12 protein-coding genes are annotated in these 13,537 nt (G+C 41.0%); 5 read left to right on the top strand and 7 right to left on the bottom strand.

What is annotated here, in order from left to right:
* Positions 1 to 10 precede the first annotated feature (10 nt).
* From FC85_RS04445 to FC85_RS04435, 3 genes are read right to left on the bottom strand one after another with little or no spacing between them, the layout of a single operon-like run.
* Positions 11 to 970 carry an ABC transporter permease gene (locus FC85_RS04445; RefSeq protein ID WP_057864348.1) on the bottom strand — a complete coding sequence of 320 codons (960 nt, stop codon included), beginning with the start codon at positions 968 to 970 and terminating at the stop codon, positions 11 to 13.
* On the bottom strand, positions 970 to 1,950 hold the full coding sequence (locus FC85_RS04440) for an ABC transporter ATP-binding protein (protein WP_057864347.1): 981 nt from the start codon (positions 1,948 to 1,950) through the stop codon (positions 970 to 972). The genes FC85_RS04445 and FC85_RS04440 overlap by 1 nt, the downstream gene beginning before the upstream one ends.
* Positions 1,937 to 2,968 (bottom strand): ABC transporter ATP-binding protein, encoded by a 1,032-nt coding sequence (locus tag FC85_RS04435; RefSeq protein WP_057864346.1) that lies wholly within the window; start codon positions 2,966 to 2,968, stop codon positions 1,937 to 1,939. Before FC85_RS04435 ends, FC85_RS04440 begins: the two co-directional genes overlap by 14 nt.
* A 534-nt stretch (positions 2,969 to 3,502) precedes the next feature.
* On the opposite strand from FC85_RS04435, the gene FC85_RS04430 reads away from it, so the two are divergent.
* The gene (locus tag FC85_RS04430) at positions 3,503 to 3,787 is read left to right on the top strand and encodes a HigA family addiction module antitoxin (RefSeq protein WP_057864345.1); all 285 of its coding nucleotides are present in this window, start codon (positions 3,503 to 3,505) and stop codon (positions 3,785 to 3,787) included.
* A 73-nt stretch (positions 3,788 to 3,860) separates the two neighbouring features.
* Here the strand turns inward: FC85_RS04430 and FC85_RS04425 are convergent, their stop codons facing one another.
* The 4 genes from FC85_RS04425 to FC85_RS04405 form a co-directional block, all read right to left on the bottom strand.
* On the bottom strand, positions 3,861 to 4,511 hold the full coding sequence (locus FC85_RS04425) for an NAD(P)-dependent oxidoreductase (RefSeq protein ID WP_057864344.1): 651 nt from the start codon (positions 4,509 to 4,511) through the stop codon (positions 3,861 to 3,863).
* 489 nt (positions 4,512 to 5,000) lie between these two features.
* Positions 5,001 to 7,256, bottom strand: a complete 2,256-nt coding sequence (locus FC85_RS04415; protein ID WP_057864342.1) for a glycoside hydrolase family 65 protein — start codon at positions 7,254 to 7,256, stop codon at positions 5,001 to 5,003.
* A gap of 19 nt (positions 7,257 to 7,275) precedes the next feature.
* Positions 7,276 to 8,634: an SLC45 family MFS transporter gene (locus FC85_RS04410; RefSeq protein WP_057864341.1), complete on the bottom strand. Its 1,359-nt coding sequence runs from the start codon at positions 8,632 to 8,634 to the stop codon at positions 7,276 to 7,278.
* A 204-nt stretch (positions 8,635 to 8,838) separates the two neighbouring features.
* Complete coding sequence (locus FC85_RS04405; protein WP_057864340.1) at positions 8,839 to 9,825, bottom strand: LacI family DNA-binding transcriptional regulator; 987 nt, start codon at positions 9,823 to 9,825, stop codon at positions 8,839 to 8,841.
* 382 nt (positions 9,826 to 10,207) lie between these two features.
* On the opposite strand from FC85_RS04405, the gene scrK reads away from it, so the two are divergent.
* The 4 genes from scrK (at position 10,208) to FC85_RS04385 (ending at position 13,384) form a co-directional block, all read left to right on the top strand.
* Positions 10,208 to 11,083 carry a fructokinase ScrK gene (scrK, locus tag FC85_RS04400; protein WP_057864339.1) on the top strand — a complete coding sequence of 292 codons (876 nt, stop codon included), beginning with the start codon at positions 10,208 to 10,210 and terminating at the stop codon, positions 11,081 to 11,083.
* A gap of 88 nt (positions 11,084 to 11,171) precedes the next feature.
* Entirely contained in the window at positions 11,172 to 12,176 is a 1,005-nt protein-coding gene (locus FC85_RS04395) for a zinc-dependent alcohol dehydrogenase family protein (protein ID WP_057864338.1), read from the top strand.
* Positions 12,177 to 12,202: 26 nt separating this feature from the next.
* Positions 12,203 to 12,964 (top strand): DUF6198 family protein, encoded by a 762-nt coding sequence (locus FC85_RS04390; protein WP_057864337.1) that lies wholly within the window; start codon positions 12,203 to 12,205, stop codon positions 12,962 to 12,964.
* A 30-nt stretch (positions 12,965 to 12,994) separates the two neighbouring features.
* Positions 12,995 to 13,384 (top strand): VOC family protein, encoded by a 390-nt coding sequence (locus FC85_RS04385; RefSeq protein WP_057864336.1) that lies wholly within the window; start codon positions 12,995 to 12,997, stop codon positions 13,382 to 13,384.
* Positions 13,385 to 13,537: the final 153 nt, after the last annotated feature.

Here is a 13,537-nt window from a genome sequence, read left to right as displayed (position 1 = left end):
CTGCCACCCCCTATTCAACCCGAACTCGTGGGTCAACGATACTTAAGGCAATGTCAGAAAGCAACGTTCCCATTAAATTCAAGAAACCATACAGTAGAACCAACGCGGTAATAACCGTATAATCCCGATAATTAATCGCGTTCAAGAATAGCAGTCCCATACCTGGGTACGAGAAGACCATTTCGGTAAAAATGGAACCACCCAACAAACCGGTAATGGAATAACCAGCAAAAGCCGCGATTGGCAACAGTGAGTTTCGGAAGATATGGTGTCGATAAATATCCTTCATGGGCACACCCTTTGAGCGGGCGGTTCGGACATAATCGGAATGCTTAGCATCAATGACTTCAGAACGCAAATACTGAACAATATTGACAGTCCCAAACAATGCTCCCAGTAAGCCCGGTAGGATAATGTGTCCCAAACGCGATATTAATGTCTCACCGAGCCCACTCGCTTGAGCCGATATGGACCCACTCGTTGGGAACCAATTCAAGGCATAACCGAAAATCCAAATTCCAATAACCAACACAACGAAGAATGGGATTGACATGGTCACATATGTATAAACTCGGACTAAGGTATCTTGAAATTTACCCTCATGACGGCCCGCATAAATACCTAATGGCAACCCAATTAAGTAAGTCAAGACCATTGTGAACAAAGCTAGCCAAAGGGTATTGGCACCCCGTTGCTTAATTAAATCAACGACTGGTTCCTGATACTCGTAGCTCATGCCTAAATCACCATGGAACAAGTGGACAACCCAGTTCCAGTATTGCTGATACCAAGGATCGTAAAGCCCGTGAATCTGCATTAAATGATGAATTTGAGCTTGACTTGCCCGTGGATTAATCGATCCGGTAAAGGGATCTCCAGGCATCGCTTTAGCAAGTAAGAAAACCAAGATACTGAGGATAATCAGCTCAGGAATCATAATCAAGATCCGCCGCAAAATTGTTTTCCACATCAGACATTTACCTCCTTGTTCTCAGCTTGCTGCTGAAATTTTTTAGCTTCTTCTGGTGGTAGGGCAACTGAATGAGTTGGCGAAACCTTAACCAATGGAAAGGCCATCCCATCCTTGTCGTAATATTTTTGCTGTTGTTCCTGATAGATTTTTTCAATTTCTAATCGATGTTCCCGATGTTCTTTTCGATGATTCACATTAGTTTCCGGAATTGCGGCAAGCAGCCGTTTCGTATAAATGTGCATTGGTTCATTATAGATATCTTCTCTGGTTCCCACTTCCACAATTCGTCCACGGTTCATGATCGCAATGTTATTACACATATGACGGACAACCCCTAAATCATGGGAAATAAATAGGTAGGAAATCCCAAAGTCCCGTTGAATTTTTTTCATAAAATTCAATACTTGGGCTTGAACTGATAAGTCCAAAGCGGAAACCGGTTCGTCAGCAATAATTAATTTGGGATGGGTGGCAACTGCCCGGGCAACGCCAATCCGTTGTCGCTGGCCGCCTGAAAATTGATGGGGATATTTATATAACGCATCAGCATCCAAACCAACAATATCCAGTAATTGCAATACCCGTAACTTTTCAGCTTGTTTATCAAGCTTTTCAAAATTTCTGAGAGGCTCCGCAATAATATCTTCAATTCGTTTTCGTGGATTCAGACTCGATAATGAATCCTGAAAAATCATTTGCACGTCGTGGTTATAATCCAATTTACGACGATTTTCAGCTTTCGTAACGTCTTTGCCTTTATATGTAACGGTTCCGGAAGTTGCTTTTTCAAGCCCAATAATTGCTTTGGCAGTCGTGGATTTACCAGAACCGGATTCACCAACCAGGCCGTATGTTTCACCAGCCTCAATGTCAAAGGTGACACCGTCGACGGCTTTCACGTTATCCACAACCCGGTTCCAGAAGCCACCCCGAATCGGATAGTGGACCTTTAAGTCCTTAATTTCAATTAGACTCATTGCCGGCACCCTCCTTTACTTGATCTGGAAAATAGAAGTTCTGATAGCAGGTGCAGCGAACCATGTGACCAGGTTCAAGTTCATGCATCGTCGGATGAGCTTCATGGGCAGAGACCGGAATCCAAGGAATCCGTGGCGCAAACCGGTCACCATCCTTAGGCATCTTCTGCAAAGAAGGGACCATTCCGGAAATGACGTATAGATCATCGTTTTCGTTATCCCGTTGTGGCATTGATCGCAATAATGACCGCGTGTATGGGTGCTTAGGTTCGTTAAAGATTTGAGCAGCCGACCCGGTTTCAACAATTTGGCCGGCATACATAACCGCCACCCGATCGGCAGTCTCGGCAACAACGCCTAAATCATGCGTAATAAGAATAATACCAGCATGATTTTCTTTTTGAATATCACGCAGAACATCCAAGATTTGGGCTTGGATCGTCACATCCAAAGCCGTTGTCGGCTCATCGGCGATAATTAAGTCAGGTTTGCAGGCAATCGCAATCGCAATAATAATCCGTTGCCGCATCCCACCTGATAATTGATGAGGGAATTGATGCGCGGTTCTTTCAGGATCAACAATCCCAACTTCATTTAACAGCTCAATCACCCGTGCGTGACGCTGTTTTTCATCCATTTTGGTATGGTAAACCATCACTTCTTGGATTTGATCTTCAATTCGTTTCAACGGATTCAAGGCTGATAACGGATCCTGAAAGATCATGCCAATTTTTGCTCCCCGAATTTGGTTATAACCTTTCTCATCAAGTTTCAGTAAGTCAGTTCCTTCAAAGTCAATCTCACCGGAAATCTTTGTTTCCTCGGGATCATGGAGACCCATAATGGTCGTTGCCAAGGTGCTTTTTCCACAACCGGACTCGCCAACAATCGCCAAGATTTCATCGTGATTGACTTCAAGGCTAACATCTGAAACTGCATCATAATATTGACCGTTAATCTTAAACGCGGTACTAACATCCTTAATGCGCAAGAACTGGTCGGATTTAGTCTCAACCAAGATAACTTCTCCTTCTAGAATATCATTTATGTACGTCCCACCCAGCAAATTAGATTGCGGTGAGTGGCACAAATATCCGTTTAATTTAAAAATATTATATTCTCATTGTATTCTCATTTCAAACTGAATTAAACTGCTTTTTGAAAATAATGTAAATTTTTCACATAGGACTGATTAGATCCCAAACAAGCGTTCAGTTAGTAGTAATAATTCATTATCGAAACTGCAAATAATATGATTAACCGTCACCGGATCGGCTGGTATTTAACACTAATAAACCAAACAAATTTGTCCTTGGTTTGCTGATTTATTCTATTACTTTTCAACTCTGGAACGATTTAATTGATACATATATTTAACTATCCCGGCAAAAACTTATGGCTAGTTAAGCCCGAATAGTATCATATAGTATCGAAAAGAAGTTAACTTGGCAGGTAAAGATAAAATTCAAGGTGTTGGATAAAAACAGTGATTTTGTTATTGTTAAGGAAGATGCAGTCGCCGTATACATTAAGGAGGTCGTTGACGACTATCATGGCAATTAAAATGTATGAAGTTCAGCCGGATTATATGACAACTCCAGGAGAAATACTCCGAGACACCATAAGAAGCAAAAATCTAACTCAAAAGCAGGCAGCAGAAAATCTAGGCACATCTGTCAAAAATTTATCAAATATCATCAATAATCAAGTATCGATAACGCCGGAAATGGCGCTGAAGTTTGAATATGTTTTAGAAACACCCGCTTCGTTTTGGAATAATTTAGCAAAAAATTATCAGGAATATAAATTAAAAGTTCACTATAAATGGAATATTTAGTTTAAAAATTAGGACCTGTAATAGCTGGGAGATTGTCCCTTCCGCCATTACAGGTCCTATTTATTTAATCTGACTATTTATTTACGGCAGTAAATCGTTCATTATGATGAGCTGGATTGATAATTTCTTCGACAATCACCCTGCCAATTGTTCCTGAAGTTACCTCCGACTTGCCAGCCGCGTTTTTCATTAGTGTATTGTTGCCAAGTTCATAATCCGCAAACGCTCCTGGCTTGAAGTTGGCGCTTGGTGAAACAGCAACCCAGTTAACGCTCGTTGTATTCTTCAGCAACTCGTATTCTTTAGCTTGCTGCCGAGGTGTTTCAATGAAGGTTTCCTTATTCGGGTAAGTTTCCAGTTTGTCAATTAATCGGTGGCCATCACCCGTTTCAAGACTACCAGCACCTAAAATAAAGAATAGTCGTGGCTTGTCCTGATTCTTGGCCAGTTCAACTAGCCGAGCAGCTAAATCGACATGTTGATAGGCTTTATTACGATCACCCGGAGCGAAGGCGTCAACAACAACGTCTAAATCATCAATATCTTGATGTTGAATATCGAAAACATCCTTGGCAACATATTCAACTTGATCACCAAACATATCTTTGGCTTTATCCAAATTATGAATAAAAGCCCGAACTTGTAATCCATGGTCCAGTGCTTCCTGTGTGATCGCACGACCAGCCATTCCAGTTGCACCAATTACACCAATTTTTAGTGCCATGAAATCATCCCCTAGTTATTTTATAATCTGACGCTTAATTTAAGTATCTGTTATTTGGCGGGGGTGGTCAATGAATTGGTTTGGAAAACAGAGTGGACCAGCAAGCATTTAGACTCCAGAATATAAGCCCCCTAACCTTAATGTTCCCGATTCTGGAATATTAAGGTTAGGGGGCTTATATGGCCGGAGTCTGCTTGCTGGGCCACGTTTCAACCAAGTAACAAGTTCAACTTGATATTCCCGATTTTGAAGTATTAAGTTAGGGGGCTTATATGGCCGGGGGCTGCTTGCTGGGCCACGTTTTAACTTAGTAACAAGTTCAACTTGATATTCCCGATTTTGAAGTATTAAGTTAGGGGCCTTATATGGCCGGAGTCTGCCTGCTGGGCCACGTTTTTGCTTGGCAACATTCACTATCCCACCCAAAGCAAAAAAGAGACCGAGCAAGAATAATTTGCTCAATCTCTTTTTTAGAAAAATCAATTCACACTACTTTAGTTCTAATGGTTTTCCTGCGACATCAATGGTAATCGGGTCACCATTAATCAGTTTAAAGTTGGCACCAGTCTTATCAACGTCAACCTCAATCAACCGACCACGGAAGACCTGACGGAATGAATAACGAGACCATTTCTTAGGTAGGAACGGTGCATAGTGTAATTCGCCATTGCGAACCCGCATACCGGCAAATCCTTGGACAACCGCGATCCAACCACCCGTCATGGCAGTGACATGCAAACCATCACTTGTATCATTGTTATAGTTATCCAAATCCAGACGAGCTGTTCGTTCATACAATTCAACAGCCTTATCTTCGTAATGTAAATCGGCAGCTAAAACTGAATGAATGGCAGCTGACAAGCTTGATTCGTGAACTGTTAATGGTTCGTAGAAATCATAATTAGCCTTTTTCTGATCAGGGGTGTAGTCATCGATAAAGTCCCAGATACCTTGAAGAACATCACCTTGTTTAATATAAGGTGACCGAAGAATCTTATCCCATGACCAGTGTTGGTTAATTGGTAATTGATCCTTTGGAATTGCGGTTACCGGTTGAATATCCTTATCTAAGAAACCGTCATGCTGAACGAAGATGTTTAGTTTCTTATCATATGGTAAGTACATCCGGTCAACAATATCTTGCCAGTGCTGCTTTTCTTCATCACTGACACCAAGTTTTTCAGCTTGCTTAGAAGAAACTTCTTTAAGAATCTGCAAGGTGTATTTCAGTGTCCACTGGGCCAAAATATTAGTGTACCAATTATTATCAACGTTATTCTCATATTCATCAGGACCGGTTACACCATGAATCATGTATTGTTGTTTCCGTTGGCTAAAGTGAACCCGATCGGCCCAGAAACGTGAAATCTCTGTCAATACTTTAGAACCTTCGTTAAGGACATACGAGGTATCGCCGGTGTAACGAGTGTAATTATAGATTGCAAAGGCAATGTCACCGTTTCGATGAATTTCTTCAAACGTAATTTCCCATTCATTATGGCATTCAATTCCATCGAACGTCACCATTGGGAACAAAGCACCTTTTAATCCCTGTTGCTTGGCATTGTGATAGGCGCCGTCCAATTGTTTATAACGATACATCAACAAGTTTCTGGTTACTTTTGGATCAGTAATTCCGAGATAAACGGGAACCGCAAACGCCTCGGTATCCCAATAGGTTGCACCACCGTACTTTTCACCAGTAAAGCCTTTAGGACCAATATTTAGCCGAGCATCTTCACCATAGTAGGTTGAGAAGAGTTCAAACATGTTAAAACGAATTCCCTGTTGGGCTTCAGTATCGCCATCAATTTCAATATCTGATTTATTCCAACGCTCTTCCCAAATCTTAGCGTGGGCGTCAAACAACTGGTCATAACTCTGTGCCGCAACCTTATCGCTTAATTGATGCATGGCAGCAGTCAAGGCCTCGTTTGAATCGTAATCACGCGAAGTAACAACAATCACCCGCTTCTCCAACTGAGCCGATTGATCAGGTGCTAATTGACCGGCAAAAGCATTAACAACGGCTTTATCATTGGGCTGGTCAACTGCCTTACTCGTTAAATCAGTAACGTGACGCATCTCCATTGCTGACGTAAATCGCGGTGTTCCAAATGGATTTGGTGTCGTTTTGGCCATCACACTGCCGGATTCAGTCTGTTGGTCAGTATTTAGAACTTCCCAGAAGCGCTCGTTATAGTTGGCATCTTCGTTTTTAACGTCGGCATCAATGGCAGAATCAACCACAATGTCAGCTGACTTCTGACCAACGTTTTTCAGTGTTAATCGCTGAACAGATAATTCTTGTTGCGCCACACTTAAGAAGCGTTCAAATTTGACATTAACCTTTGCATCGCCCTTGGTAATCGTGAATGAACGGGTTAATAAAGCGCGCTTCATATCAAGATCAAGGTTGAAGTCACTAAACGTATCCTTGGCAAGATCAATTTTTTCGCCGTTAATCTTAACATTCATTTTAATGAAATTAACCGCATTGACAACCTTACCGAAGTATTCCGGATAGCCGTTCTTCCACCAGCCAACCCGGGTCTTATCAGGATACCAAACACCGCCCAGATATAAACCGGCAAGACTATCGCCACTGTAATCCTCGTCAAAGAATCCACGCATCCCCATGTAGCCGTTTCCCAAGCTGGTCATTGATTCCTGGAGACGTTTATCCTCCGGGTTGAACTCATGGGTCACAATATTCCAGGGCTGTACTTCAAAAATTCGTTTCATGTTTTATATTCGTCCTTTCCTATGCTTTATACGTTTCTTTAATTAAACCAACTGAAAGTGCACCAATTGCCATCACAATTCCGGCAAATAAGAACATGTTTTCCTGGGCGTTGCCAAGCAATGGGAATAAACCAAAGCTGGCCAGTGAGGCAACAATCTGTGGTAAACAAATTGACCCGTTAAACAGACCAAGATAGGTTCCCATATGCTCACCAGAAAGCGCGTTGGTAATCATGGTTAATGGGTAAGTATTCATTGCTGCCCAAGCCATTCCAACAAAGATAAACGAAACAACTAATGTGTATTGAGTATGAATAAAGAAGACTGATAAGAAACCAAGGGCACCCAGACCCAAACTCAATGCATAGCCTAATTTATGATGATTGTTTGGCACCTTTGCCAAAACATATGACCAGACAACGGCAGCAATTGATTGAACGGCAGCTAACACACCGTACCAGTTACCAGCTGCCTGATACCCAGTTGATGCAGCGTTAGTGGTATTCCAAACGTTGTGGGCAATCGCGCCGGCTGAATAAGTCCAAAGGTACTGAAATGCAACCCAACAGAAGAATTGAACTAATGTTACCGTCCAGAAAACCTTTGGTGCTTTCTTTAGAAGTGCAAACCAGTTTCCACCAGTCGTGTTTGCTTCCTCAGAAATACCATGATACTTAGCATATGTGGCTGGATCATATTCGTGAACCTTAAAGATCGTTAGCAAACTTGTGAATAGTAAGATGACGGCGCCAACGTAGAACGAAATAACAACCGATTGAGGAACAACACCTTTTTTAGCAGTGTTGGCAATCCCAAAAGCAGTGAATAAAAATGGGAAGATCGCTGCGATCACAGCCCCACCATTTGATAAGAAGCTTTGAATGCCGTATGCATAACTCTTTTGTTTGTCATTAACCATGTCCCCGACCATCATCTTAAACGGCTGCATGGCAATGTTTGACGAGACATCCAATAATGCAACAGTCACTGCACCAAATAAAAGTGCGGTAATTGAGGCGTAACCGAAACCGAAACTACCCGAATTAGGTAATAAACACATTACGATAATTGCAATTAACGTTCCTAATGCTAAATAAGGTAATCGTCGACCACCTAATTTAGGCGCCCAGGTTCGATCTGAATAATAGCCAATAATGGGTTGGACAATTAATCCCGCAAGTGGCGGTAAAATGAAAAACCATCCTAATTTATTTGGATCTGCACCGATTGTTTGAAAGATTCGGCTCATTTGAGAACTTTGTAAGGTAAATGCCATTTGGACACCTAAGAAACCAAAGTTGATCATCCAAATCGTACTAGCCGGAAGTTTGGGTAACCCAGACTTCTTTGTTGCTGCTTCAGCACTTTGCTCCTCCATATTCGTTCCTCCTAGATATAAATCAATAACGTTTACGAGAACATTATGGCATGATTTTAAAATTAATGCAACCGGTTGCATAGATATAAGTATCAATAAACCGATTTCACTCTTTTACCAACAGTGTTGATAACGGTTACAATTAAGCAAAACTTCAAACATATCCACTTTATCTTCCAATGAACCTGACAATCTTTGAACTTTTTATGGTCGAACTGAGTCTCTGCGCAGTAACGTCACTGGTAACACATATCGATCCAATAATGGATCATCAGTTTTATTTAACCGATTAAATAATAGTCGAACCACCAGATCCACAATATCATCAAGTGGCTGAACAATCGTACTCAATTCCGGATGATACTCTCGAACATAGGTTGAGCCATCGAAACCAATCACTTGAATATCATCGGGCACCCGCATTCCCAAACCTTTAACTTCTTGTAGACACAGCAGCGCTGTCAAATCATCTGTACAGAATACCCCGTCAGGATGGTGATTGATTAATTGCTGGCGAATATTAGCCCGCTTAATGCCTGGCGTTGCGTTAAAGGGCAATCTAACAGTGGCCGAAGTTAAGCCGGCCTTCTTAACTGCATCTAAAAACCCCGTCAGTCGATCTGTATTGTGAGGCAGTTGATCCAAGCTCCCTGAAATCAACATGAGATTTTTTGAACCTTTTTCAATCAGCGTATTCGCGGCTAATCTCGCACCCGCAATGTTGTCACAGCTGACCGTTGGAATCAAATTTGCAAAATAACGGTCATAGGAAACAATCGGTAGTCCAGACATCTTATAAGCTTCGATTGCTTCATTATGAGAACCGGTGATAATACCATCCACCTGATTTGCCATCAACATTTTCAAGTATTGTTGTTCCTTTTCCGGATTATTGAGACTGTTACAAATAATCGCTTTATATCCTACCCGGAACAGTTGATCTTCAATCCTCTCGACAACCTCCGCAATTAATGGATTCTCGATGCTGGCAAATATGAGGCCAATCAGTTTAAATTGCTTACCATGCAAAGCTCTCGCAGCAGAACTCGGCTGATAATTTAATTTCTGCATTGCTTGAAAAACTTTTTCTTTAGTAGCCGCTGATAAATAGCCGCGATTATTAATGACTCTTGAAACGGTCGTTAAGGATACCCCCGCGACTTTGGCAACATCCACTAGTTTTGGCTGCATTAATACATCCCCAGTTTTAATATTTCCCCAATTGATAGTATCTTTGTCATAGTTTTGGCCTAAGTATATCACAGGATCCAACTTTTTAGAGAAAAATAATGTTAAACGATTGACATATTCTAAAAAGTGAGTAATATAACGTATGAAACAAATTTTCATTTTGACAATTTAATTATGAAACCTTTTTTACAATTTTTTTGGACTCGTTTGTGATCAACTGAACGATTTCTCATTATTTTTTCATTATTATCTTACGGAAATCTTTTTTTCCAACGCTAATTGAGCGTGATTTAGGTTTATCCCCTGTTTTAAATGAGTTGTTTCAGTTTAACTTCTATTTCACAAGACACTGATTTATCAATTTAAAGGTGGTGACAAATTAATGTTACTAGGTAGCGTTGAAGCCGGCGGGACAAAGTTCGTTTGTGCCGTTGGTAATGAGGATTACCGCATCCTTGATCAAACTTATTTTCCAACAACCACTCCTGAAGAAACGCTTCAAAAAACGGTCGACTATTTTAAAAAATATCCAGATTTGAAAGCAATTTCCATTTCTTCGTTTGGTCCGATTGAACTGCGGCAGAATTCACCCAAGTATGGTTACATTACCGATACACCAAAACCTGGCTGGTCAAACACTGATTTTATTGGTTACATTAAGAAAAACTTTGATTTGCCAATCTTTTGGACGACTGATGTTAATGGATCTGCTTACGGCGAATATACAATGGCAACTTTATTTAATGAAAGAATTAATTCCCTGGTCTATTACACGATTGGAACAGGGGTTGGTGCCGGTGCCATCGTTAACGGCGAATTTGTCGGTGACCTTGGTCATCCGGAAATGGGACATGTCAGATTAAAGCGCCATCCGGACGACCTTGATTTTGATGGTATCTGCCCATTTCATGGCGACTGCCTTGAAGGATTAGTTGCCGGGCCAACATTTCGGGCCAGAACCGGCAAACGTGGTCAGGATGTGCCATTAACCGATCATGTTTGGGACATTATGGCATTCTACGTTGCTCAGGCAGCCATTCAGGTCACGCTTACACTGCGGCCGGCCAAAGTTGTTTTCGGAGGTGGTGTCGTTAGTGAACCATTCCTAAAAAAGGTCCGCGCACACTTTACGGAACTATTAAATCATTACGTGGATGTTGGCGATGTTGAAAAATACATCGTAATGCCACTTGTTAAAGAAAATGGTTCTGCAACCGTTGGGAACTTCGCCTTGGCACTAAATGAACTTAATAAGTAATAACGCCAATCTACAAATCAACAACCAACTGATATAGATTAATTTATTTACAATCACTCACACATTACACAAGGAGATTATCAATATAATGAAAGCACTCGTATTAACAGCCACTAAAAAGATGGAAATTCAAGATATCAACCAACCAACCGTTAAGCCTAACGAAGTAAAAATTCAAACTAAATATGCCGGCGTTTGTGGCACTGATCACGCGCTTTATAACGGCCTTCCCGGTTCAGCCGATGCCGTTCCCCCTATCGTTTTAGGTCATGAAAACTCAGGTGTTGTTGCCGAAGTTGGTTCAGAAGTGACCAACGTTAAAGTTGGCGACCGCGTAACGGTTGACCCTAACATTTACTGTGGCCAATGTTTCTATTGCCACACGGATCGTCCAGAACTCTGTGAGAACCTTTCAGCCGTTGGTGTTACTCGTAATGGTGGCCTTGAAGAATACTTCACCGCTCCTGCAACTGTTGTTTACCCAATTCCTGATGACATTTCATTTAAAGTTGCCGCAACCATTGAACCCATCTCATGTGCTGTTCACGGTGTCCAATTATTGAACTTAACTCCTTATCAACGTGCATTAGTAATTGGTGACGGCTTTACTGGTCAATTATTTGCTCAAATCTTACAAGCATACGGTGTTCACCAAGTTGATTTAACTGGTCATTCAGATAAAAAGCTTGCTATGAACAAAGAAAAATTAGGTGTTACCAACACTTACAATACAAAGACTGAAAAGATCCCAACTGATTATTATGATGTTGTCATCGAAGCCGTTGGTTCACCGGAAACTCAATCCCAAGCCGTTGAAGCAACTCGTAAAGGCGGCCAAGTTCTGATGTTTGGTGTTGGTAGTCCTGATGCTCATTTTGAAATGAACACTTATGAAGTTTACCAAAAACAATTAACGATTCAGGGTTCATTCATCAACCCAAATGCTTTTGAAGATTCAATCGCATTACTTCAAAGCGGCAAATTGGATGTTGATTCATTAATTAGCCATGAATTTAACTTGGATGAAGTTGAAAACTTCTTACAAGGTAACGTTAAAGGTGTTTCAAAGGCAGTCGTTAAAGTAGGTGACTAACCGTGAAACACGGTCAGGAGGAAAATATGGAATCTACAAGTCAAGAACTAAACGGTCGAACAATTTCAATGTCAACGTCGATCTTTTACTTTGTTATTTCGTTAGTCATTAACTCCGCAGGAAATGTTTTGACGCTGGTCACCAGTGCCAAGATTCACCCTTCTTATCTGGGATCCGCCTACTGGACCGCCGCTGAAGCCAACTTGGGAGTCGCTTTTGGTTGGAACCTTTTCTGGGCATTCTTAATTTTCGGAATTCTAATCACCGTTTTAAACGCGGTCTTGGTTGGTAAATGGGAATGGCGTCGCGCATTGGGAAACCTGATCTTCATGGTGCCCTTCTCAGCGCTGATTCAAATCTTTGAAGACTTCTTCATTGGTAAATACCCAATTTTTAGCGGTCTTCCAGATGCCAATACGCCATTTATGATTGGTTTCTACATCTTATTAAATTTCTTTGGGGTCGCCCTAATCGGAACTGCCATTTCAATCTATCAACGAGTTAATTTAGTCTTACATCCCGCTGATGATTTAATGCAGATTCTCCGCTTTAAATATTTTAAAGGGAATGCCAATATCGCAATGTGGGCGTCTTATATTCCACCAACATTAATGGCAATTCTTGCGTTTATTATCACCAAAAACTTCACCAACTTGGGAATTGGGACAATTTTTGCCTTCTTATTCCAAGGTGGAATTACTGGAATTGCCGATCACCGGGTATTCCCATGGTTGAAACATCAGAATTTGGATGTTGGTGATCCTAATAGTGCCAAAAGTACTGACTAACCCTAATGATTTAGAAAGAAGATATTAATAATGGCAATTAAAGACGATATTACCGGAATCCAACATGTTGGAATTCCTTCAAAAGATTTAGATAAAACCATCGAATTTTATGAATCACTCGGTTTTGACGAAGCCGGTCTGTTTCATAACGGCGCCAACCGTTGTGCTTTCATGCGATTTGGCAACCTAACTATTGAAACTTGGGAAGGCGATCCGGTTGCTATGAAGGCCGGCGCTATCAATCATATTTCATTAAACACACCAGATGTAGAAAAAGCCTTTGCCGACGCTAAAGCACAAGGATTGAATCTCGTTGATCACGAGATTCAATCAATTCCTTCATTCTGGGATAATGGAATTAAGTATTTTAATATTCTTGGACCTAACCAAGAAACCATTGAATTCTGTCAAATTTTGTAATATTAATTCAACAAATACGACCAGATTAATGATACGATTAATTTGATCGTATTTGTTCTATAGGAGGAGAAAAAATGACTCATATTTCTTTTGATAGTTCTAAATTATCCAAATTTGTTCACGATAACGAATTAGGCGAAATGCAGGCCATGG

This window comes from Lentilactobacillus diolivorans DSM 14421 (assembly GCF_001434255.1).
Lineage (GTDB): Bacteria > Bacillota > Bacilli > Lactobacillales > Lactobacillaceae > Lentilactobacillus > Lentilactobacillus diolivorans.
This window is presented reverse-complemented; position numbering and strand designations above follow the sequence as displayed.

Excerpts from the sequence above, each read along its gene's own strand:
- FC85_RS04445 (WP_057864348.1), bottom strand. The coding sequence starts at position 970 with ATGTGGAAAACAATTTTGCGGCGGATCTTGATTATGATTCCTGAGCTG.
- FC85_RS04440 (WP_057864347.1), bottom strand. The coding sequence starts at position 1,950 with ATGAGTCTAATTGAAATTAAGGACTTAAAGGTCCACTATCCGATTCGG.
- FC85_RS04430 (WP_057864345.1), top strand. The coding sequence starts at position 3,503 with ATGGCAATTAAAATGTATGAAGTTCAGCCGGATTATATGACAACTCCA.
- FC85_RS04425 (WP_057864344.1), bottom strand. The coding sequence starts at position 4,511 with ATGGCACTAAAAATTGGTGTAATTGGTGCAACTGGAATGGCTGGTCGT.
- FC85_RS04415 (WP_057864342.1), bottom strand. The coding sequence starts at position 7,256 with ATGAAACGAATTTTTGAAGTACAGCCCTGGAATATTGTGACCCATGAG.
- FC85_RS04410 (WP_057864341.1), bottom strand. The coding sequence starts at position 8,634 with ATGGAGGAGCAAAGTGCTGAAGCAGCAACAAAGAAGTCTGGGTTACCC.
- FC85_RS04405 (WP_057864340.1), bottom strand. The coding sequence starts at position 9,825 with ATGCAGCCAAAACTAGTGGATGTTGCCAAAGTCGCGGGGGTATCCTTA.
- scrK (WP_057864339.1), top strand. The coding sequence starts at position 10,208 with ATGTTACTAGGTAGCGTTGAAGCCGGCGGGACAAAGTTCGTTTGTGCC.
- FC85_RS04395 (WP_057864338.1), top strand. The coding sequence starts at position 11,172 with ATGAAAGCACTCGTATTAACAGCCACTAAAAAGATGGAAATTCAAGAT.
- FC85_RS04390 (WP_057864337.1), top strand. The coding sequence starts at position 12,203 with ATGGAATCTACAAGTCAAGAACTAAACGGTCGAACAATTTCAATGTCA.
- FC85_RS04385 (WP_057864336.1), top strand. The coding sequence starts at position 12,995 with ATGGCAATTAAAGACGATATTACCGGAATCCAACATGTTGGAATTCCT.